This is a genomic window from Mycobacterium kansasii ATCC 12478, from assembly GCF_000157895.3.
GTDB lineage: Bacteria > Actinomycetota > Actinomycetes > Mycobacteriales > Mycobacteriaceae > Mycobacterium > Mycobacterium kansasii.
In genome coordinates this window covers 1,052,010-1,073,952 of sequence record NC_022663.1, presented here as the reverse complement: position 1 = coordinate 1,073,952, position 21,943 = coordinate 1,052,010, and the positions used below count along the sequence as shown (strand labels likewise).

Below are 21,943 nucleotides of genomic sequence, written 5' to 3'. Positions count from 1 at the left end.
CTGTCGATTTCGGTGTGGCAGCGCGGCCCGAATTTCAGGACCGGCAGTCTGCGCAGTTGCCGAAGATTTCGATGGTGTGGCTGACGTCGGAAAACCCATGCCGGGCAGCCACTTCCGCGGCCCAGGCCTCCACTTCGTGGTCGGCCACCTCGATGGTGGAGCCGCAACTACGGCACACCAGATGGTGGTGATGATGTTCCGAGCACCGGCGGTACACCGACTCACCGGTGTCGGTGCGCAGCGTGTCGACCACACCCGCGGCGGCCATCGACTGCAGGGTGCGATAGACGGTAGTCAGGCCGATGTTTTCGCCCCGGCGGCGCAGTTCGTCGTGCAATTCCTGTGCCGAGCGGAAATCATCGACCGTCTCCAGCAACGTCGAGATCGCCGCCCGCTGGCGCGTGGACCGGACACTGGGTCCGGTCACGGCGACTCCTCACTGGCGTGGGCGACCGCGTCGACGACGATATGCGCGAGGTGATGATCGGCAAGCCGGTATAGCACCTCACGGCCCGACCGCTCTCCGGTGACGACGCCCGCTGCCTTGAGGATCTTCAGATGCTGACTGACCAGCGGTTGCGGTACACCCAACGCGTCGACCAGTTCATGCACACAACGTTGCGATTCCCGCAATTGCAGCACGATGGCGATGCGTACCGGTGCGGCCAGCGCACGCAGCAACTCGCCGGCGGCGTCGAGAATTTCCCGCGGTGGGGGTGCGGGGGAGGCAGGATGTCCCGAGGAGCTGCGGGCGCCGTGCTCATGATGACCGACCAGGTCGTCGACGGCGACAGGCGTAGCGGGGGACGTCGCCATATCTGAACCACCTCGAGACGTACCGGCATCGGGACCGCTTGTCGCGAAAAAGCTCGCGGACACCTGCGGCTGTCCTCCACTGTCACATGCGTGATGGTGCATGTCAAAGAAGCGCCGGCCGATCGCTACCATGACTGAGGTTTGTGCGCAGTGATTGCCCGCTGCATGCAATTGCCCGATTCGGGAAGGGAGTGCGGTACCGCGTGGCGTCTGTCATCGACACTGTGGTGAACCTGGCCAAACGGCGCGGCTTCGTCTATCCGTCTGGTGAAATCTACGGCGGTACCAAGTCGGCGTGGGACTACGGTCCGCTGGGGGTGGAACTCAAAGAGAACATCAAACGGCAGTGGTGGCGGTCGGTGATCACCAGCCGTGACGACGTGGTGGGTATCGATTCGTCGATCATCTTGCCGCGTGAGGTATGGGTCGCCTCGGGCCATGTCGAGGTCTTCCACGACCCCCTGGTCGAGTCGCTCATCACGCACAAGCGCTACCGGGCCGATCACCTCATCGAAGCCTACGAAGCAAAACACGGGCATCCGCCGCCCAACGGGCTGGCCGATATTCGCGACCCGGACACCGGCGAGCCCGGCCAGTGGACCGAGCCGCGCGAATTCAACATGATGCTCAAGACCTACCTCGGACCAATCGAGACCGAGGAGGGGTTGCACTATCTGCGCCCGGAAACCGCGCAGGGCATCTTCATCAACTTTGCCAACGTTGTGACGACGTCCCGCAAGAAGCCGCCGTTCGGCATCGGCCAGATCGGCAAGAGCTTCCGCAACGAGATCACCCCCGGCAATTTCATCTTCCGCACCCGCGAGTTCGAGCAGATGGAGATGGAGTTCTTCGTCGAGCCGTCGACCGCGAAGGAGTGGCACCAGTACTGGATCGACACCCGGCTGCAGTGGTACGTCGAACTGGGCATCGACCCGCAGAACCTGCGCCTGTGGGAGCACCCCAAGGAGAAGCTGTCGCACTACTCCGACCGCACCGTCGACATCGAGTACAAATTCGGCTTCCTCGGCAATCCATGGGGTGAGCTGGAAGGAGTCGCCAACCGCACCGACTTCGACTTGTCAACACACTCAAAGCATTCCGGTACCGACCTGAACTTCTATGACCAGGTCAACGACACTCGGTATACGCCATATGTCATCGAACCGGCAGCGGGCCTGACCCGGTCGTTCATGGCGTTCTTGATCGACGCCTATAGCGAGGACGAGGCCCCCAATGCCAAGGGTGTGATGGAGAAGCGGACGGTCCTGCGACTGGATGCCCGGCTGGCACCGGTCAAGGCAGCGGTGCTGCCGCTGTCGCGGCATGCCGACTTGAGCCCCAAGGCCCGTGACCTCGCCGCCGAATTGCGCACCTGCTGGAACATCGAGTTCGACGATGCGGGCGCCATCGGACGTCGCTACCGGCGTCAGGACGAGATCGGGACACCGTATTGCGTGACCGTCGACTTCGACTCGCTCGAGGACAACGCCGTCACCGTCCGCGAGCGCGATGCCATGACCCAAGAACGGATCGCGATCGACAAGGTCGCCGATTATCTGGCGGTCCGGCTCAAGGGCTGCTGCTAGCAGCACCCGGATTTCACCGCGCCGACCGTTTGCTGCGGGGCAACGGGGCCCGGCGCGGCTTCACACGAGCGACGAAGATACGGTTCGCATCCCGCACCGCCGCCCCTGTTTTTGTCGTGGTTGGGTGGTCGACACGGGTGGGTGGTGGGGGTAAATGCGGGGGTTTGGTGGGGGGTGTGGCCTAGGGTCGCTGCCAGGAGCGGTTTGCCGGTGTGCGGCGTGTTTTGTTGGCGCCGGTGCCGGGGTGGTGGTTGCGGTAACGCCTGCGGGTGGTGTTGAGAATATTCCGTTGAAGGAGGGGCGGGTTCATGAATTTTTCGGTGTTGCCGCCGGAGATTAATTCGTTTCGGATGTTTTCTGGTGCGGGTTCGGGGCCGATGTTGGCGGCGGCGGCGGCGTGGGCTGGGTTGGCTGATGAGTTGGGGTCGGCGGCGGCGGCGTTTGGGTCGGTGACTTCGGGTTTGGCGGGGGGGCCGGGTTCGGCGTGGCAGGGTCCGGCGGCGGCGGCGATGGCGGCGGTGGCGGCTCCGTATTCGGGGTGGTTGAGTGCGGCGGCGGCGCGGGCTGCGGGTGCGGCTGCGCAGGCGCAGGCGGTGGTGGGGGCGTTTGAGGCGGCGCGGGCGGCGGTGGTTCATCCGTTGGCGGTGGCGGCTAATCGCAATGTGTTTGTGCAGTTGGTGATGTCGAATCTGTTTGGTCAGAATGCGCCGGCGATTGCGGCTGCCGAGGGTGTGTATGAGGAGATGTGGGCGGCCGATGTGGCGGCCATGGTGGGTTATCACGGTGGGGTTTCGGCGGCGGCTGCTCAGTTGGCGTCGTGGTCGGGTTCGGTGGCGGGGTTGCCCGGGTTGTCGGGTCTGGTCGGTGGCGTGTCGGGGACCGGCGCGGCGGCCGGCGCACCGTCGGCGCTCGCCGCACAGGCGACCGCCGGCCCGGCGGCGGTTTCGCAATGGCTTGACGACTTCGTCTTCAACCTGGGCTTCGGCAACATCGGTTCGTTCAACCTGGGCAGCGGCAACATCGGTGGGATCAACCTCGGCAGCGGCAATATCGGCGACACCAACCTCGGCAGCGGGAATTACGGCAGCCAGAACTGGGGCGGTGGCAATACCGGGACCGCCAATAGCGGCAGCGGCAACATCGGGGACTTCAACTTCGGCAGCGGAAACTTCGGCAGCGGCAACCTGGGCAGCGGCAACATCGGCAGCCTCAACCTGGGCAGCGGAAACTTCGGCACCATCAACATCGGCAGCGGAAACCTGGCCGACGTGTCCCTGGGCAGCGGAAACACCGGCGACTTCAACCTCGGCAGCGGGAATCTCGGTGGCGGCAACATCGGATTCGGAAACCTCGGTACCGGCAATATCGGGTTCGGCAACAAGGGTAACGACAACATCGGTTTCGGGCTCACCGGCAACGGACAAATTGGCTTCGGCGCCTTGAACTCCGGCAGCAACAATATCGGTTTGTTCAACTCGGGCAACAACAACATCGGCTTTTTCAACTCAGGTAACAATAACATCGGCTGGATAAACTCTGGCAACGGGAATACCGGTTTCGGTAACGCTGGCGACTTCAATACCGGTTTCTGGAACGCGGGTAGTTCAAATACCGGCTTCGGCAGTGCCGGTAGCGCTAACTTCGGTATTTTCGACGCGGGAAACGGAAACTTTGGCAGCTTCAACGTGGGCACCCATAACACCGGCTTCGGAAATTCTGGTGCGGGAAATACCGGTTTTATGAACGCGGGTGACTCGAACACCGGTGCCTGGAACGCGGGTAATGTCAACACCGGCTTTTTCAACGGCGGCAACACCAACACCGGCGGATTCAATGGCGGCAACCTCAACACCGGCTTCGCGAGCGCGGTGGACCAGCCGGTCTTGAATTCCGGATTCGATAACCAAGGCGCCGGCAACTCAGGCTTTGGGAACAGTGATCCCAACGGTACCGTCAACTCTGGCTTCTTCAACACCGGCATCGGTAATTCGGGAATCTCGAATGCCGGGCCCGCGCTGATCCCCGGCTTCAATTCTGGTTTCAGCAATATTGGCACCAACAATGCCGGATTTGTAAACTCGGGTAATACCCTTGCAGGCATCTCGAATTCCGGCGACGACAGCTCGGGCATCGTTAATTCCGGCGATCAGAACTCCGGTGGCTTCAATTCAGGTTCAGGGATTTCCGGGTTCTTCCGGTAGCGGCCGAATCTGGCCTGCCCCCAGCGGCTTTGGTCCCGCGGGCATGGGCGGCGGCATCCCATCCCGCGGCGAAAGCCCGAGGCTAGCGGTGGTTGGGTGGTCGACACGGGTGGGTGGTGGGGGTAAATGCGGGGGTTTGGTGGGGGGTGTGGCCTAGGGTCGCTGCCAGGAGCGGTTTGCCGGTGTGCGGCGTGTTTTGTTGGCGCCGGTGCCGGGGTGGTGGTTGCGGTAACGCCTGCGGGTGGTGTTGAGAATATTCCGTTGAAGGAGGGGCGGGTTCATGAATTTTTCGGTGTTGCCGCCGGAGATTAATTCGTTTCGGATGTTTTCTGGTGCGGGTTCGGGGCCGATGTTGGCGGCGGCGGCGGCGTGGGCTGGGTTGGCTGATGAGTTGGGGTCGGCGGCGGCGGCGTTTGGGTCGGTGACTTCGGGTTTGGCGGGGGGGCCGGGTTCGGCGTGGCAGGGTCCGGCGGCGGCGGCGATGGCGGCGGTGGCGGCTCCGTATTCGGGGTGGTTGAGTGCGGCGGCGGCGCGGGCTGCGGGTGCGGCTGCGCAGGCGCAGGCGGTGGTGGGGGCGTTTGAGGCGGCGCGGGCGGCGGTGGTTCATCCGTTGGCGGTGGCGGCTAATCGCAATGTGTTTGTGCAGTTGGTGATGTCGAATCTGTTTGGTCAGAATGCGCCGGCGATTGCGGCTGCCGAGGGTGTGTATGAGGAGATGTGGGCGGCCGATGTGGCGGCCATGGTGGGTTATCACGGTGGGGTTTCGGCGGCGGCTGCTCAGTTGGCGTCGTGGTCGGGTTCGGTGGCGGGGTTGCCCGGGTTGTCGGGTCTGGTCGGTGGCGTGTCGGGGACCGGCGCGGCGGCCGGCGCACCGTCGGCGCAGGCGGCCAGCGTCGTGCCGGCGCCTCTTCAGGGCATCAACTTCGGTTTCGGCAACATCGGCTCGCTCAACCTGGGTAGCGGCAACATCGGTGACACGAACATCGGAAGCGGCAACGTCGGCTCGTTCAACTTGGGCAGCGGCAATATCGGCAGCACCAACATCGGTGGCGGAAACCGGGGCGACATCAACCTGGGCAGCGGCAACGTCGGCAACTTCAACGTCGGTAGCGGAAACTTCGGCAGCCAGAACCTGGGCAGCGGCAATATCGGTAGCACCAATCTGGGTGGTGGAAATATCGGCAACACCAACGTGGGCAGCGGCAATATCGGCGACACGAATTTCGGCAACGGTAATGGTGGTAACTTCAATTTCGGCAGCGGAAATTCCGGGAGTAGCAACGTCGGCTTCGGTAACACCGGGAATGGCAATTTCGGCTTCGGCAACACTGGGAATAACAATATCGGCATCGGGCTCACCGGCAACGGTCAAATTGGCTTCGGCGCGTTGAACACCGGCAGCAACAATATCGGTTTGTTCAACTCAGGCAGCGGTAACGTGGGCTTCTTCAACTCGGGTACCGTCAACGTAGGCTTCGGTAATTCTGGCGTGGGGAACACGGGCTTCGGGAACGCGGGCAGTGTCAACACCGGGTTCTGGAACGGCGGTAGCACAAACACCGGCGCCGTAAATGCCGGGGCCGGCAACTTCGGCTTCTTCGATTCCGGCAACTTCAACGCGGGCAGCTTCAATGCCGGCAACTCGAACACCAGCTTCGGTAACTCGGGCAACGTCAACACCGGCTTTTTCAACGCGGGCGACATCAACTCCGGGTTCGGGAACGCGGGCGACGTCAATACCGGTTTCGCCAACGCGGGCAACACCAACACCGGTGGCTTCAACGGTGGCGCACTCAACACCGGGTTCTTCAGCGCTATAGCCCACCCCGGTCCTAACTCCGGCTTCTTCAATGTCGGCACCGGTAACTCGGGCTTCGGTCAGAACGACCCAAATGGTAGCGGCAACTCGGGTATTCAAAATTCGGGATTCGGCAACTCGGGCTACGTCAACACCAGTACCACGAGCATCTTCGGCGGCAACTCTGGCGCGCTCGACACCGGCTACGGGAACGCGGGTTTCTATAATGCGGCTGTCCAGAACGCGGGCATCGCCATCGCGGGTGTCACGACCTCGGGCATCCTGAACTCCGGGACCGGAAGCTCGGGACTGTTGGTCTTCGGCAACGGGCTTTCGGGCTTCTTCAAGAACCTTTTCTAGCGGCGCCCTAACGCCAATTTTCCGATGGTAAGCCTGTCGATGGGTATTGGAAGGGTATGGGGTCTGCGGCAATGGCCGGGTGCTGACCGTGCGGACCTCAAACCGCCGGACGACACACCCGGCGTAGCAGCCGGTCGCCACGGGCTGACCAGGCGGTTCTAGGCAGCGCCGCGCAGTTGGCCGGCGTCGGCGCGCATCAACTGATCAGGCCTCGGCTGCCGACGGTCGGTCATTGCCTTCCCGTCGTGGTGGCGATAGGGAAATCACTCGGCGAACCAATCAAGCGGATCATTGTTTGTCCACGTCATTGACATTACGCAGGCATGGCTGCCTGGCCTCGCCGAGATAGTTCCGAGATCTGGCGCGCTGGTGGACCGGCCCTTATCCAATCTTTATGGATAACTCGGCGAATCTGGAGTTTTTCGCTGTGAGTTGGCTTACGATCCGCCCATGGGTTGGTGAGTGTTCGGGTTCGGTTGGTTGTCGGTGCCGTTGGTGACGGCTGGTTGGTTTGGGGTTGGAATGGTTCCTGAGTTTGCGTGGTTGCCGCCGGAGATCAATTCGGCGCGGATCTTTGCTGGTGCTGGGGCGGGGCCGTTGTTTGCGGCGGCGTCGGCGTGGGAGGGTCTGGCTGCGGAGTTGGCGGGGGCGGCGTCGTCGTTTGACGCGGTGATTGCGGGGTTGACGGGTGGGCCGTGGGCGGGTCCGGCGTCGGTGTCGATGGCGGCGGCGGCGGCGCCGTATGTGGGGTGGTTGAGCGCGGCGGCGGTGCAGGCGGAGACGGCGGCGGCCTCGGCGGTGACGGCGGCGACGGCGTTTGAGTCGGCGGTGGCGGCGACGGTGCATCCGGCGGCGGTGGCGGCGAATCGGGTGTTGTTGGGGGCGTTGGTGGCGACCAATTTCTTGGGTCAGAACACGCCGGCGATTGCGGCTACTGAGTTCGATTATGTGGAGATGTGGGCTCAGGATGTGGGGGCGATGGTGGGCTATGACGCGGGGGCGGGGGCGGCGGCTGCGGAGTTGATGCCGTTTGGTGTGCCGCCGTTGGATTTGGCGGGGTTGGCTGGGCAGGTCGCGGCCCAGGTGAGCGCGGCGGCGACGGGGGCGGTGTCGCCGGCGTTGCAGGGTGCGCTGGCGGGGGTTCCGGGGGTGGTGAGCGGGGTGCAGTCGTTGGCCTCGTCGCTGCCGTTGTCGTCGGTGATGCAGGTGGCGCAGGTTGCGGCGCAGCCGGCCAGCATGATGCTCGGGCCGCTGATGCAGTTGGCCAACACGGCCAATGCGGGTACCGCGGGGTTGGCGGGGGCGGCGGCGTGGGAGGGTCTGGCTGATGCGCCGAAGTTTGTCGGTGATGTCAATCCGATGAAGGGCCTCGGCGGTGGCGCGGGGGTGGGTGCGGGTATTGGCGCGGAGTTGGGTAAGGCGCGGTTGGTGGGGGCGATGTCGGTGCCGCCGACGTGGGAGGGGTCGATGCCCAAGGGGTTGTCGAGTGCGGCGATGGCGGGGTTGGGTGGTTTGCCCAATGCAGCGGAGCTGGCGCAGGCAGCCGGGACCGGTGGTGGGATGGGGATGATGCCGATGCCGATGGGGATGGGTGGTGCCGGGGCGGGGATGCCCGGCGGGATGATGGGCCGCGGCGGTGCTAATCCGCATGTGGTGCAGGCGCGCCCGAGTGTGATCCCGCGTACCGGTGTCGGGTAGAGCCGGGACTTCCGCGGCGAGGCCTGCCAGGAGTTCATCACCGCGGTAGGCCGCAACATGCAGGTGATCTACGAACAAACCAATGCCCACGGCCAAACCGCCTCCGCCGTCGGCTCCAGCTGGGCCTGACCAACACCGAGCCGGCCTCACCAGCCAGCTCTACGGGGCGCGGGTAACACCAACCAACCAGTGTTACCCGCGCCCTCACCATGTCAGCATCATGTGAGCCGCCTGGCCGCTACCCACGCTTCGGTGGCACGTAACTCGCGGAGATCACCGAATGCCCCTGCGGTTTCAGCGTTTGGCGAATCTGGAGTTTTTCGCTGTGGGTTGGCTTACGATCCGCCGATGGGTTGGTGAGTGTTCGGGTTCGGTTGGTTGTCGGTGCCGTTGGTGACGGCTGGTTGGTTTGGGGTTGGAATGGTTCCTGAGTTTGCGTGGTTGCCGCCGGAGATCAATTCGGCGCGGATCTTTGCTGGTGCTGGGGCGGGGCCGTTGTTTGCGGCGGCGTCGGCGTGGGCGGGTCTGGCTGCGGAGTTGGCGGGGTCGGCGTCGTCGTTTGATGCGGTGATTGCGGGGTTGACGGGTGGGCCGTGGGCGGGTCCGGCGTCGGTGTCGATGGCGGCGGCGGCGGCGCCGTATGTGGGGTGGTTGAGCGCGGCGGCGGTGCAGGCGGAGACGGCGGCGGCCTCGGCGGTGGCGGCGGCGACGGCGTTTGAGTCGGCGGTGGCGGCGACGGTGCATCCGGCGGCGGTGGCGGCGAATCGGGTGTTGTTGGGGGCGTTGGTGGCGACCAATTTCTTGGGTCAGAACACGCCGGCGATTGCGGCTACTGAGTTCGATTATGTGGAGATGTGGGCTCAGGATGTGGGGGCGATGGTGGGCTATGACGCGGGGGCGGGGGCGGCGGCTGCGGAGTTGATGCCGTTTGGTGTGCCGCCGTTGGATTTGGCGGGGTTGGCTGGGCAGGTCGCGGCCCAGGTGAGCACGGCGGCGACGGCGGCGACGGGGGCGGTGTCGCCGGCGTTGCAGGGTGCACTGGCGGGGGTTCCGGGGGTGGTGAGCGGGGTGCAGTCGTTGGCCTCGGCGGTGCCGGTGTCGTCGGTGATGCAGGTGGCGCAGGTTGCGGCGCAGCCGGCCAGCATGATGCTCGGGCCGCTGATGCAGTTGGGCGGCACGGCCAATGCGGGTACCGCGGGGTTGGCGGGGGCGACGGCGTGGGAGGGGTTGGCTGATGCGCCGAAGTTTGTCGGTGATGTCAATCCGATGAAGGGCCTCGGCGGTGGCGCGGGGGTGGGTGCGGGTATTGGTGCGGAGTTGGGTAAGGCGCGGTTGGTGGGGGCGATGTCGGTGCCGCCGACGTGGGAGGGGTCGATGCCCAAGGGGTTGTCGAGTGCGGCGATGGCGGGGTTGGGTGGTTTGCCCAATGCAGCGGAGCTGGCGCAGGCAGCCGGGACCGGTGGTGGGATGCCGATGATGCCGATGCCGATGGGTGCCGGTGGTGCGGGGGCGGGGATGCCCGGCGGGATGATGGGCCGCGGCGGTGCTAACCCGCATGTGGTGCAGGCGCGCCCGAGTGTGATCCCGCGTACCGGGATCGGATAAGGCCGGGACTTCCGCGGCGAGGCCTGCCAGGAGTTCATCACCGCGGCGGGCCGCAACATGCAGGTGATCTACGAACAAACCAACGCCCACGGCCAAACCGCCTCCGCCGTCGGCTCCAGCTGGGCCTGACCAACACCGAGCCGGCCTCACCGGCCAGCTCTACAGGGCGCGGATAACACCAACCAACCAGTGTTACCCGCGCCCTCACCATGTCAGCCGAAGCGATTCGCGGTCTGTGCGCCGGACACGATGTGTGACGAGGTAAGGCGGCAGCCGCCATCAGGGCGGGCGCTTATACGCGGCCCATCCCCCTGGTCATCAGGAATGCCCCCAGCAGGGCAATGACGACAGCGAAGATCTGGTGCCGCCGAGCCTTGACCCAGCGCTGCAGCACCGACATGATCTGGCCGGTCTTAGCCGGCGCTGCCAGCTGGCTGGCGAGCGGGAGCTCGACGAACGTCAGCGCCACAAGGGTGTACACCCCCGCCGCGGTGACCTGGGTGGCCACCGCAGCTCCCGAGGCCAAAATCGCAGTGAGCGCCACCAGAAACCGGAGATCCGCCAACATCCCGACTCCGAGGACGAACGCCACCCGCAGCGGCCGGGCCTGCAGCGCGAACTGGGCGCGCGTCGACAACCTCGAGATCGTCATGGACGTCCGGACCTGCAACTGTGATGGATTGGCGCCTGTCATCCCCAGCCGTATCCGCTGGCCTGGGGAGAGGCGGATCGCCAGGGCGGCGATGAGCAGCGCCGTGACACCCATGGCGATCTGAATGTGTCCGGCGGTGGAACTGGCGGTGGCAACTTCCACCCGGTGCATGACGTCGAGCGCGAATCCTCGTAGTCCGAAGAGCACACCCGTAGCCAGAGCAACGCTGGTGAAAATGCCGCCGAGCCAAAATGCAACGAGCTGGCCGACGGCACGAGGTTGCGACGACAGGAGAACGCTGATCCCGATCCGCACCGGGTCGGCCGTCGCGACGAGCCCCAACACGAGCACCGTGCCCCACATGGCAACGGACGCTACAACGACGACGACGATCACGAAACCCGGTCGGGACAATGGTTTTCCGATCACGACCGGGTCACTCGCGCCACGACATCATTCCTGGCGTCAGATTAAGACCGGCGGTGCCGAATGCCATTCGTTTGAAAAGTCGAAGAACGGGCGCTGACCTCGAGTAATCGCGGAGTTGCCGGCGCCGACGCCAAGTCAAGAAATGGCACTATGAGGGATCGATTAGGAATGTGGGATTCGATAAATTTTTGTCGTGACGCACTTTAATCCGATGGGCATTGGCACGTTGGCCGCAATGGGTTGCGCCGGCATGGCGTACCGCCCGCTTCGATAACAGGGCACCGGGTCGGCGCGCTGCGGGAGGGGCGCCGCCGCGTGTGGGCACCGCTTCCAGCCGGGCTTAACCAGGCCCGGCGGTTTACGCCGCGGTTCTCGTGGCTTCGACAACGCCGGCCAAACATACCGAAACTCCGTACCCACCGGTATCGCGCGACCGGCCAATACCGATCCCGGTAACCGATTCCAGCGCGTTTGCTGCAGGTGAGAGTAGGTCTGCGACACGCCGGTCGGCCTGCCGCGATCAATCGGCGTCGTAACTATACCGTGAGCTGAACTGTGCGCAGGGAGGCGAATTACGTGACGGAAAACCCCTTCCGGGGAATGTCACGCCGGGAGTTTTTTGCAAAGCTCACCGGCGCCGGCGCTGCGGCGTTGCTGATGGACTTTGCCGGCCCGGTGATCGAAAAGGCGTATGGTGCGGGCCCATGCTCGGGGCATTTGACCGACATCGAGCACATCGTGTTGTTGATGCAGGAGAACCGGTCATTCGATCATTACTTCGGCACACTTTCTAGCACCCGAGGTTTCAACGACCCGTCGCCGGCATACCAGCAAAAGGGTTGGAACCCGATGACGCAGGCGCTCGACCCTGCTGGAATCACCATTCCGTTCCGGCTCGATACCACCCGTGGCCCCATTCTGGACGGCGAGTGCGTCAATGATCCCGACCATGCCTGGATCGCGATGCACAACTCCTGGAACAACGGCGGCAACGACAACTGGCTTCCGGCGCAATCGGCGACCCGCACCGGGCCCTATGTCCCGATGGTCATGGGGTATTACACCCGTCAGGACATCCCGATCCACCATCTGCTGGCTGATACCTTCACCATTTGCGACGGCTACCACTGTTCACTGCTCGGTGGCACGCTGCCTAATCGGTTGTATTGGATGAGCGCCACCATCGATCCGGCCGGCACCAATGGGGGACCGCAGTTGGTGGAGCCCGGCTTCCTGCCCGAGCAGCAGTACAGCTGGCGCATCATGCCGGAGAACCTCGAGGACGCCGGCATCAGTTGGAAGGTTTACCAAAGCAAAGATGCTGGGCGGTTCATCAACACTCCGATCAGCAATAACGGGCTAGTGCAGGCTTTCCGGCAGTCCGCAAACCCGAGGTCGAACCTGGCTCGGTTCGGCATTGCGCCGACTTATCCGTTGGACTTCGCGGCCGACGTCAAAGGCAACCGGCTGCCGCAGGTTTCCTGGCTGGTTCCACCGTTCATCCAGTCGGAGCATCCCGCATTGCCGGTGGCGCTGGGTGCCGTGGCGATGGTCAATGCGCTGCGCATCCTGCTTTCCAACCCGGCGGTGTGGGAGAAAACCGCCTTGATCATCAGCTATGACGAAAACGGCGGTTTCTTCGACCACGTGACGCCGCCGACGGCACCGCCGGGTACTCCAGGTGAGTACGTCACGGTGCCCGACATCAATGCGGTGACCGGTTCCGGCGGTATCCGCGGCCCGATCGGGCTGGGGTTTCGGGTGCCCTGCCTGGTCATTTCGCCGTTCAGTCGCGGCGGGCTGATGGTCCATGACACCTTCGACCACACCTCGCAGCTGAAATTGATTCGCGCCAGGTTCGGTGTACCCATTCCCAACTTGACCGCGTGGCGCGACGGCGTCGTGGGCGACATGACCTCCGCGTTCAACTTCGCAACACCGCCGAACCCGACGAGACCTAACTTGAGCCATCCGCTCTTGGCCGCGGTACCGAAACTGCCGCAATGCATCCCCAACGTCGTATTGGGAACGACGGACGGCACGTTGCCGGCCATTCCGTACCGAGTGCCTTACCCCCAAATAATGCCCACTCAGGAAAGCAGCCCCACCCGCGGGATTCCCAGCGGGCTTTGCTGATCGGCCGGGAAAAGCCGGTACAGCCGGCACAGCTTTCGGTGACGGCGGCGGATTCGCGCTCCGTGATTGAAATGATCAGCACTGGCTTGCGTATCAGGTCCGACACGCCGGTGGGCTTATCAGGATTGATCGCCGGCGCAACTATACCGTGATCGGGAATGTGCGTAGCGGCCGTCAAGGAGGGCGTGTGGGGGGCGAGCACCCAGTCGACGGAATGACCCGTCGACAATTCTTCGCCAAAGCCGCTGCCGCCACCACCGCCGGCGCTCTCACGTCGTTAGCCGCTCCGATTATCGAAAAGGCGTATGGAGCCGGGCCCTGCTCGGGGCATTTGACCGATATCGAGCACATCGTGTTGTTGATGCAGGAGAACCGGTCATTCGATCACTACTTTGGCACGTTATCGGGGACTCGGGGTTTCAACGATCCGTCACCGGCATTCGCGCAGAAGGGCTGGAATCCGGCGACGCAGGCGGTCGACCCGGCCGGCACCACCATTCCGTTTCGATTCGACACCACCCGGGGGCCGCTGCTTGACGGCGAATGTGTCAATGACCCCGATCACGGCTGGATCGCCATGCATAACTCATGGAACGGGGGCGCCAACGACGGCTGGTTGCCGGCGCAGGCCGCGTCCAGCCCGCTGCAGGGCAACGTCCCGGTGACGATGGGTTATTACACTCGCCGGGACCTCCCCATCCATTACCTGCTCGCGGACACATTCACAGTTTGCGACGCCTACTACTGCTCGCTGCTGGGCGGGACCACGCCCAATCGGCTGTATTGGATGAGCGCCTGGATCGACCCGGACGGCACCAACGGTGGACCGATTCTGATCGAACCCAACATCCAACCGCAACAAAAACTCAGCTGGCGGATCATGCCGCAGAACCTCGAAGATGCCGCCGTCAGCTGGAAGGTCTACCAGAACAAATTTCTGGGGCCGCTCAACAATACGGTTGTGGGCTACAACGGACTGATCAACGATTTCCAGCAGGCCGCAGATCCGAGATCCAATCTGGCCCGCTACGGCATCGCCCCTACGTATCCCTTGGACTTCGCCGCTGACGTCAAGAACAATGCGCTGCCCAAAGTTTCCTGGGTGCTGCCGGGATTCCTGTTGTCCGAACATCCCGCATTACCCGTTTCCATCGGTGCTGTCGGAATCGTCGACGTGCTGCGGATTTTGCTGTCGAATCCGGCGGTGTGGGAAAAGACCGCGGTGATCGTCAATTACGACGAAAATGGAGGATTCTTCGACCACGTGACACCGCCGACGCCGCCGCCGGGTACCCCCGGGGAGTACGTCACCGTCCCCGATATCAACGCGGTACCGGGTTCGGGCGGTATTCGCGGGCCCATCGGTTTGGGTTTTCGCACCCCGTGCATCGTCATTTCGCCCTACAGTCGCGGTCCACTGATGGTCCACGACACGTTCGACCACACGTCGACGCTGAAATTGATCAGTGCGCGGTTCGGAGTGCCCGTTCCCAACCTCAGCGCCTGGAGAAACGGCGTGGTCGGCGATATGACTTCGACATTCAATTTCGCGGTCCCGCCGAACCCGTCGAAACCCAATCTGGATCACCCGCTGCTGAAGTCAGTCCCCAAACTGCCCCAGTGCGTTCCGAACGCGGTATTGGGAACGACGACCAAGACATCAATTCCGTATCGGGTGCCATTTCCACAGATGATGCCCACCCAGGAAACGTCTCCGACCCGCGGAATTCCCAGCGGCGTCTGCTGAATCAGGCTGCGCAAGTCGCCGGCTGCCATGGCTGCGGTTCGGCGATCCCGATCCGTTTCTGCTGGCTATGGGGGTATGGCGGGAGGCACCTCCCGCGCCGGAATGCACGCAACGTGGCAACAAGTTTCGGCACCGAGTCCTTTTCCCTATCGGGTCGCACCTGCGCCGAATATGCCGGTGCCAGCAACGGGTCCGCACGGGCATTCCCGGCAAGCCAGGTTATGTCGACGGGGCCGATTCAAGGTCGAACCGGACACCGCGGACTGTCATCGGAGCGATTGAATACGCCAGGACACGCCGGTTTGCGTTTCGCGGCCGACTTCCGTCACACCTATACGGTCAACTCAAACATCGATAAAGGAGGGCCGGTGGGCGGCGGTGCATTTGCTGGAATGTCGCGTCGAGAATTCCTGGCCAAGGCCACCGGCGCCGGCGCGGCAGCTTTTCTCACGGACTGGGCCGCCCCGGTGATCGAGAAGGCCTATGCGGCCGGCCCGTGTTCGGGACATCTGACCGACATCGAACACATCGTGTTGTGCCTGCAGGAAAACAGGTCATTCGACCATTACTTCGGCACGCTCTCCAGCGTGGACGGGTTCGACACCCCGACGCCGCTGTTCGCCCAGAAGGGCTGGAATCCGCAGACACAAGCGGTTGACCCCGCCGGCATTACCTTGCCGTATCGCATCGATACCACCAGGGGGCCCAACGGGGTTGGCGAATGCGTCAACGACCCCGATCACCAGTGGATCGCGGCGCATTTGTCGTGGAATGGCGGGGCCAACGACGGCTGGCTTGCGGCGCAAGCCAGAACCCGGTCGGCGGCCAATACGCCCGTGGTGATGGGCTACTACGCACGCCCCGACATACCGATCCACTACCTGCTGGCCGACACGTTCACCGTCTGCGACCACTACCACTCTTCGCTTCTCGGCGGGACAATGCCCAATCGGCTCTACTGGATCAGCGGCACCGTCAACCCTGACGGCGACCAGGGCGGACCACAGATAGTCGAGCCGTCCATTCAACCGAAACTGACGTTCAGTTGGCGCATCATGCCCCAGAACCTCAGCGACGCCGGCATCAGTTGGAAGGTCTACAACAGCAAGCTGCTCGGCGGCCTCAACGACACGTCGCTGAGCCGCAACGGCTATGTGGGCAGTTTCAAGGCGGCGGGAGATCCGCGCTCGGATCTGGCGCGATACGGGATCGCGCCGACATATCCCATGGACTTCGTCCTCGACGTCATCAACAACAGGCTGCCGCAGGTCTCCTGGGTTGTGCCGCTGACCGTCGACTCCGAGCATCCGTCCTTCCCGATCGCCGTGGGTGCCGTCACGATTGTCAATCTGATCCGGACGTTGCTCCGCAATCCAGCCGTATGGGAAAAGACCGCGCTGATCATCGCTTACGACGAACACGGCGGATTTTTCGACCACGTCACGCCACCGACGGCGCCGCCGGGCACACCCGGCGAATGGATTCCCAACAGCGTCGACATCAACAAGGTCGACGGCTCGGGCGGTATCCGGGGGCCGATCGGTCTGGGGTACCGGGTGCCATGTTTCGTTATCTCTCCCTACAGTCGAGGCGGGCTGATGGTCCACGACCAGTTCGACCACACGTCGCAGCTGCAACTCATCGGTAAGCGCTTCGGGGTTCCGGTCCCCAACCTGACCCCCTGGCGGGCCAGCCTGACCGGCGATATGACGTCGGCATTCAATTTCGCCGCTCCGCCCGACCCGTCGCGACCCAACTTGGACCATCCGGCTCGGCAATTGCCGAAGGTTGCCAACTGTGTGCCCAACGTGGTCCTGGGGTTTCTCAACGAAGGGCTTCCCTATCGGGTGCCCTATCCGCAGACGATGCCGGTCCAGGAATCGGGGCCGGTCCGCGGAATTCCCAGTGGCATCTGCTAGCCATCGAATGCCTCTTGAATTTGAATGCATCTCTAAACCGGACCTGTGCTGCAAGCCGGTGTGCAGGGTTGTTTCCCGCTGCGCGGATCGAGCGCCAGGCTCGGCTGTTGCGAGCGGCGATGGTGCAGCCCGGCCGCGGGACGTGGGTCCAGTGCCGCTGGTCGTGCTGGCATGCAGAGAAATCGGAGAAATGGGGATATTGGCCGCGGCATTGTCATACGATGCGAAGTGCTCGATGGTTTGTGGTTGCCATTGAGGGTTGGTTTATTGGAATCGGCACTGGAAGGGGGCAGCGTGCTTTTGCCTCTTGGTCCGCCCTTGCCGCCCGATGCCGTGTCGGCGAAGCGCGGTGAGTCGGGGATGCTCGGCGGGTTATCGGTTCCGCTCAGCTGGGGTACGGCCGTCCCACCGGATGACTATGACCACTGGGCCAAAGAGGATGAAGCGGCCGAGGTCGCCGTCGTGCCCGGTGCGGTGGATCCCGAACCCGCCGAATCCAGCACCGACGAGTGGGACGAGTGGGCGGAGTGGAACGAGTGGGAGGCAGCCAATGCCGAACCTCGGTTCGAGGTGCCGCGTAGCAGCAGGGTCGTACCGCATTCTCCGGCGGCCGGTTGAGAGAAAGGGGTAACTGTCGTTCTTCATGACCGTTTGGTGACTTCGGTATCACCGCGGTCGGCACTACAAGGAGTCAATCTGCACAAATAACTCCCGACTAAGAGCCCAGTTGACTATATAAGCCCAGTTGACAAGGAGACAGGCAACATGGCAACACGCTTTATGACCGACCCGCACGCGATGCGCGCGATGGCTGGCCGCTTCGAGGTGCACGCTCAGACGGTTGAGGACGAGGCCCGCCGGATGTGGGCGTCCTCGCAGAACATCTCCGGCGCGGGCTGGAGCGGTCTGGCCGAGGCCACCTCGCTGGACACCATGGGCCAGATGAACCAGGCCTTCCGCAACATTGTGAACATGCTGCACGGAGTGCGTGACGGGCTGATCCGCGACGCCAACAACTACGAGCAGCAAGAGCAGGCCTCCCAGCAGATCCTCAGCAGCTAGCCCCGGCCCGACAGCTTCGATTCAGGAGGACAAGACCAATGACCATCAATTACCAGTTCGGCGATGTCGACGCCCACGGCGCCACGATTCGTGCCCAGGCGGCGTCGCTCGAGGCCGAGCACCAGGCCATCGTTCGCGATGTGCTGGCTGCCGGCGACTTCTGGGGCGGCGCCGGTTCGGTGGCTTGCCAGGAGTTCATCACCCAGTTGGGTCGCAACTTCCAGGTGATCTACGAGCAGGCCAACGCCCACGGCCAGAAGGTCCAGGCCGCCGGCAGCAACATGGCACAGACCGACAGCGCCGTCGGCTCCAGCTGGGCCTGACTTCTGCCGGATCTGAGAGGTTTGCGTTTCCGGCTGCGTATTGCAGCCGGAATCCGCCTCTACGGTTGATTGCGCACGCCTACGCACGGGTAGTTGATACTTCGTGCGTAGGTGTGCGCACTTTTTTGTGCTGTGATTCGCGGGTCCAGCCCTGGTCCAGTCCTGGTCCAGCCCTAGTCAAGCCCTAGAAGGGCCCTAAAATCGCCCGCCGCCACCCATGAACCCGCCGCCGGACGAGCCACTGGACGAGCTGGAAGAACCACCGAACGACGTCGGGCTCCAGCCGCCGAAACCGCCGCGCAGGCCCCCACTGAGCAGGTTCCCGATAATGATGCCGCCGAGGATCGCTCCCGCATTGTCGCCGCCCTGCCGGGTGTAGGCGCGCTGAGCCGCCTGCACGTCGGCGTTGGCCAGCGCCTGGGCGTTGGCTGCCAGCGTCGATGCCGCATTGGCATGACCGACCGCTTCGGTGACGTTGGTCGAACGTTTGTCACGCGCGGCGTGCAGCTGACGTTTCGCCTCGGCCAGCCGGGTCCGTGCTTCGGGCCCGATACTGCCGCGACGAGTATCGATATAGTCCGACACCGCGCGCACCCGCGACTCCGCGGTGAACAATGCCTGCTCGAAGGAACGGTTGAGTCGCTCGGCGTTGGCCTGCTCCTGAGCCACGGTGGTCAAGACCCGATCCAGATCCGCGCCGGCCTTGCTCACCCGGGCAAAAGTGCCGAGCGGATCGGCGACGCCCGTGCCGCGAGTGTTGCGGGACTCTTCGAGGGCTTGTGCGGCCGCATCCCGCGCGGCGACGAGTTCGCGGGTGTGTGCCGACGTGCTGCCCGGTGTCTTCTGCAGTTGCTCGTCGGCTTGCTTGATGCCCGCCGTCACATCAGCCAGGACCGACGGCAGCTCGGTGACGGCGTGCCGGATGTCACCGGCGGCGCTGTCTACCGCGTCGAGTAGCGAACGGGCCTGTCCGAGCGCGGATTCAGCGGCGCGAACGGCATCCACCAAGCCTGATTGCCCGCCGCTGACGGCTTGAGTCGACAGCTCACGTGCCATGCCGATGTTGCGGTCGGCGAACACCAGTCGTTCCTGGGCGGCGGTGACGTTGCCAGCCACGGAAGTCAGCGCCGTCTCGCCGAATTCGTCGTGCAATTCGGCCAGCCGCTGCTGGCTGGGGGCAATGCGGGTGGTGAGTTCGACGTATTGCTGGGTCAGCATGTCCAGCCGGGACGGGGCATTGATCACCAAGTCGCGCAGCTGCTCGAAGGCCTCCGTCTGCGCCTCCAGTTCGCGGTCGGCCGTCGCCGCCGACACGATGACCCGGGTCAAGAGCTCGCGCCGTTGCGCCGGTGTCTCGGGAACGCTGTCGTCAAGCTGTTGGCGCACGCTGAACGCCTGGGCCAGAGCCGCTTTGGCGTTGTCCACGGCCCGGGTGAACGGCGCGGTACGCTCTTGGCCGAACTCGTCGATCGCCACTGCGAGCTCGTTGGAGCTGGTGCGCACCGCATTGTCGACAGCGACCACCATCGACCGGGACAAGTCGTCGAGGATGTCCGGCGGCACGGCGGCCAGTGCCCGCTGATCGGTGGGGTCCACGCGTCGTGCCGCGGCCAACGCGTCAGCGCGCCGGCGGCGGGCCCGGTAACGCGTCACCACCAGCAGGATCACCACCGCGACGACGATGACGCCCAGAGCCACCAGCAATGTCACCCGGCCCGACGAACTGGGCGACTTGTTGAGTCCGTTGGCCGCCGCAACAGCGGCACCGCCCCAGTCGCCGCTGCGCAGCGCGGGTTCGATCTGATTCCGGCGAAGCTCTTCAACCTGGCCGGCGCTGACATCTGGAACGGTGGACGGCACCAGGAAGACATAGGACCGGGCGACGGTGGCGACGGCCAGCAGGGCGTCATAGCTTCCCAGCTCGCTGCTCCGGAAAGTGCTCTGTCCCCAATTCATCGCGCTCTGCCCGGAGAAGTTGTCGACGTAGACCACCCACAGCCGGATATGGCGATCGGCATAAAGCTCGTTGATGGCCGATGTGACTTCGGCGCGATCAGAACCGCTCAGCACGCCGGCGTTGTCGGTCACATAGCCTGGTAGCCGAAACGGCGGTTGTGCGGCTGAGGGGGGTGCCAGGAGCACGCCTCCGGCGAGGCCCACAGTGACGACCGTCAGAACCACGCCGAGCAGGCGAGCGATGCGCATACGGCTAATCTAGCCCGGCAAAGAGGCCGGTCCGAAGGAAGCGTGGCGCGGTTGCAGCCGCATTGCGGGATGGGGCCGCAACGACACCACCGGCAGCGACCTGCCTGGCAGACTGTCGGTCGGTGACCACGAATCAGCAAGACCCCTATGGCGACTTCGACCGCCAGCGGCGGGTAGCCGAGCCGCCGAAGTCGGCTGGTCTGCCGGGCACGGAAGGGCAGCACCGCACCGACTTCGCCCGGGACCGCGCCCGGGTGTTGCACAGCGCCGCGCTGCGCCGCCTCGCCGACAAGACCCAAGTCGTCGGGCCGCGGGAAGGTGACACCCCGCGCACCCGGCTGACTCATTCGCTGGAAGTGGCCCAGATCGGTCGGGGCATGGCGATCGGATTGGGTTGCGACCCGGACCTTGTCGAGCTGGCCGGTCTGGCCCACGACATCGGGCACCCGCCGTACGGGCACAACGGCGAGCGCGCACTCGACGACGTCGCGGCCTGCTGCGGCGGCTTCGAAGGCAACGCCCAGAACTTCCGCATCCTGACCAGCCTTGAGCCGAAAGTTCTTGATAGCCAAGGGCTCAGCGCGGGGCTGAACCTGACCCGCGCAGCATTGGACGCGGTCACCAAATACCCGTGGACGCGCGGTGACGGGCGGCGCAAGTTCGGCTTCTACGAGGAAGATCAGCAGCCGGCGGCCTGGGTGCGCACCGGCGCACCGGCTGATCGGCCATGCCTGGAAGCGCAGGTGATGGACTGGGCCGACGATGTCGCGTATTCAGTCCACGATGTCGAGGATGGCGTCGTCTCCGAACGCATCGACTTGCGGGTGCTCGCCGACCACGACGACGCGGCCGCGCTGGCCCGGCTGGGCCAGAGCGAATTCCGCCGCCTTGGTGCCGACGAGTTGATGGCCGCCGCCCGCCGGCTGTCGGCGCTGCCAGTGGTCGCGGCGGTGGGCAAGTACGACGCCACGTTGGCGGCGTCGGTCGCGCTGAAGCGATTGACCAGCGAACTGGTGGGGCGGTTTGCTTCGGCGGCGATCGCCACCACCCGTGCCGTGGCGGGTTCCGGGCCGTTGACCCGTTACCAGGCCGAGCTGCAGATACCCGACCTGGTGCGGGCCGAGGTTGCGGTGCTGAAAATCCTGGCGCTGCAGTTCATCATGTCCGACCCACGGCATCTGGAAGCCCAGGCTCGCCAGCGGGAACGCATCCACCGGGTGGCGCAGTGGCTATCCTCCGGTGCGCCGCGGACGCTCGACCCGGTCTTTGCCGCGGCGTACCACACCGCGGACGACGATGCCGCCCGGATGCGGGTCATCGTCGATCAGATCGCCTCCTACACCGAGGGGCGGCTGGAGCGCATCGACGCTGGTCAATTCCCGGGCCGGACCACGGTTTTGCACTGA

Annotated in this window: 16 protein-coding genes and 2 pseudogenes; 14 read left to right on the top strand and 4 right to left on the bottom strand. The window is 64.4% G+C overall.

Annotation, left to right across the window (positions count from 1 at the left end):
• Positions 1 to 34: 34 nt before the first annotated feature.
• Complete coding sequence (locus MKAN_RS04575) at positions 35 to 427, bottom strand: Fur family transcriptional regulator (protein WP_023365625.1); 393 nt, start codon at positions 425 to 427, stop codon at positions 35 to 37.
• Positions 424 to 816: an ArsR/SmtB family transcription factor gene (locus tag MKAN_RS04570; protein WP_023365623.1), complete on the bottom strand. Its 393-nt coding sequence runs from the start codon at positions 814 to 816 to the stop codon at positions 424 to 426. The genes MKAN_RS04575 and MKAN_RS04570 overlap by 4 nt, the downstream gene beginning before the upstream one ends.
• A gap of 191 nt (positions 817 to 1,007) precedes the next feature.
• On the opposite strand from MKAN_RS04570, the gene MKAN_RS04565 reads away from it, so the two are divergent.
• From MKAN_RS04565 to MKAN_RS31010, 7 genes and pseudogenes are all read left to right on the top strand, one after another.
• Positions 1,008 to 2,402, top strand: coding sequence for a glycine--tRNA ligase (locus MKAN_RS04565; RefSeq protein WP_023365621.1), 1,395 nt, complete (start codon positions 1,008 to 1,010; stop codon positions 2,400 to 2,402).
• A 308-nt stretch (positions 2,403 to 2,710) separates the two neighbouring features.
• Positions 2,711 to 4,603, top strand: a complete 1,893-nt coding sequence (locus MKAN_RS04560) for a PPE family protein (RefSeq protein ID WP_023365619.1) — start codon at positions 2,711 to 2,713, stop codon at positions 4,601 to 4,603.
• Between the two features lie 280 nt (positions 4,604 to 4,883).
• Positions 4,884 to 6,761, top strand: a complete 1,878-nt coding sequence (locus MKAN_RS33185) for a PPE family protein (protein ID WP_023365617.1) — start codon at positions 4,884 to 4,886, stop codon at positions 6,759 to 6,761.
• Positions 6,762 to 7,283: 522 nt separating this feature from the next.
• Positions 7,284 to 8,459 carry a PPE family protein gene (locus tag MKAN_RS04550; RefSeq protein WP_041803325.1) on the top strand — a complete coding sequence of 392 codons (1,176 nt, stop codon included), beginning with the start codon at positions 7,284 to 7,286 and terminating at the stop codon, positions 8,457 to 8,459.
• Between the two features lie 21 nt (positions 8,460 to 8,480).
• Positions 8,481 to 8,588 (top strand): annotated as a pseudogene (locus tag MKAN_RS31015) (type VII secretion protein EsxI); the annotation flags it as partial.
• A 291-nt stretch (positions 8,589 to 8,879) separates the two neighbouring features.
• A complete protein-coding gene (locus MKAN_RS04545; protein WP_036393197.1) occupies positions 8,880 to 10,064 on the top strand; it encodes a PPE family protein in 1,185 nt (394 codons plus the stop codon).
• A 21-nt stretch (positions 10,065 to 10,085) separates the two neighbouring features.
• Positions 10,086 to 10,193, top strand: a pseudogene (locus tag MKAN_RS31010) (type VII secretion protein EsxI); the annotation flags it as partial.
• Between the two features lie 163 nt (positions 10,194 to 10,356).
• On the opposite strand, the gene MKAN_RS04540 reads toward MKAN_RS31010, so the two are convergent.
• The gene (locus MKAN_RS04540; protein ID WP_023365611.1) at positions 10,357 to 11,145 is read right to left on the bottom strand and encodes a GAP family protein; all 789 of its coding nucleotides are present in this window, start codon (positions 11,143 to 11,145) and stop codon (positions 10,357 to 10,359) included.
• A 600-nt stretch (positions 11,146 to 11,745) separates the two neighbouring features.
• Between MKAN_RS04540 and MKAN_RS04535 the strand changes: the two genes are divergently transcribed.
• The 6 genes from MKAN_RS04535 (at position 11,746) to MKAN_RS04510 (ending at position 18,332) form a co-directional block, all read left to right on the top strand.
• Positions 11,746 to 13,281 (top strand): phospholipase C, encoded by a 1,536-nt coding sequence (locus MKAN_RS04535; RefSeq protein WP_036393039.1) that lies wholly within the window; start codon positions 11,746 to 11,748, stop codon positions 13,279 to 13,281.
• 214 nt (positions 13,282 to 13,495) lie between these two features.
• A complete protein-coding gene (locus MKAN_RS04530) occupies positions 13,496 to 15,028 on the top strand; it encodes a phospholipase C (protein WP_023365606.1) in 1,533 nt (510 codons plus the stop codon).
• Positions 15,029 to 15,420: 392 nt separating this feature from the next.
• Positions 15,421 to 16,947, top strand: coding sequence for a phospholipase C (locus MKAN_RS04525; protein WP_036393202.1), 1,527 nt, complete (start codon positions 15,421 to 15,423; stop codon positions 16,945 to 16,947).
• 294 nt (positions 16,948 to 17,241) lie between these two features.
• On the top strand, positions 17,242 to 17,565 hold the full coding sequence (locus MKAN_RS04520; protein ID WP_089025206.1) for a hypothetical protein: 324 nt from the start codon (positions 17,242 to 17,244) through the stop codon (positions 17,563 to 17,565).
• A gap of 147 nt (positions 17,566 to 17,712) precedes the next feature.
• The gene (locus tag MKAN_RS04515) at positions 17,713 to 18,009 is read left to right on the top strand and encodes a WXG100 family type VII secretion target (RefSeq protein WP_036393043.1); all 297 of its coding nucleotides are present in this window, start codon (positions 17,713 to 17,715) and stop codon (positions 18,007 to 18,009) included.
• Between the two features lie 38 nt (positions 18,010 to 18,047).
• The gene (locus MKAN_RS04510) at positions 18,048 to 18,332 is read left to right on the top strand and encodes a WXG100 family type VII secretion target (RefSeq protein ID WP_023363993.1); all 285 of its coding nucleotides are present in this window, start codon (positions 18,048 to 18,050) and stop codon (positions 18,330 to 18,332) included.
• Positions 18,333 to 18,527: 195 nt separating this feature from the next.
• On the opposite strand, the gene MKAN_RS04505 is transcribed toward MKAN_RS04510, so the two are convergent.
• Positions 18,528 to 20,537 carry a TPM domain-containing protein gene (locus tag MKAN_RS04505; RefSeq protein ID WP_023365598.1) on the bottom strand — a complete coding sequence of 670 codons (2,010 nt, stop codon included), beginning with the start codon at positions 20,535 to 20,537 and terminating at the stop codon, positions 18,528 to 18,530.
• 122 nt (positions 20,538 to 20,659) lie between these two features.
• Here MKAN_RS04505 and MKAN_RS04500 point away from each other — a divergent pair, with 122 nt between their 5' ends.
• Positions 20,660 to 21,943: a deoxyguanosinetriphosphate triphosphohydrolase gene (locus MKAN_RS04500; RefSeq protein ID WP_023365596.1), complete on the top strand. Its 1,284-nt coding sequence runs from the start codon at positions 20,660 to 20,662 to the stop codon at positions 21,941 to 21,943.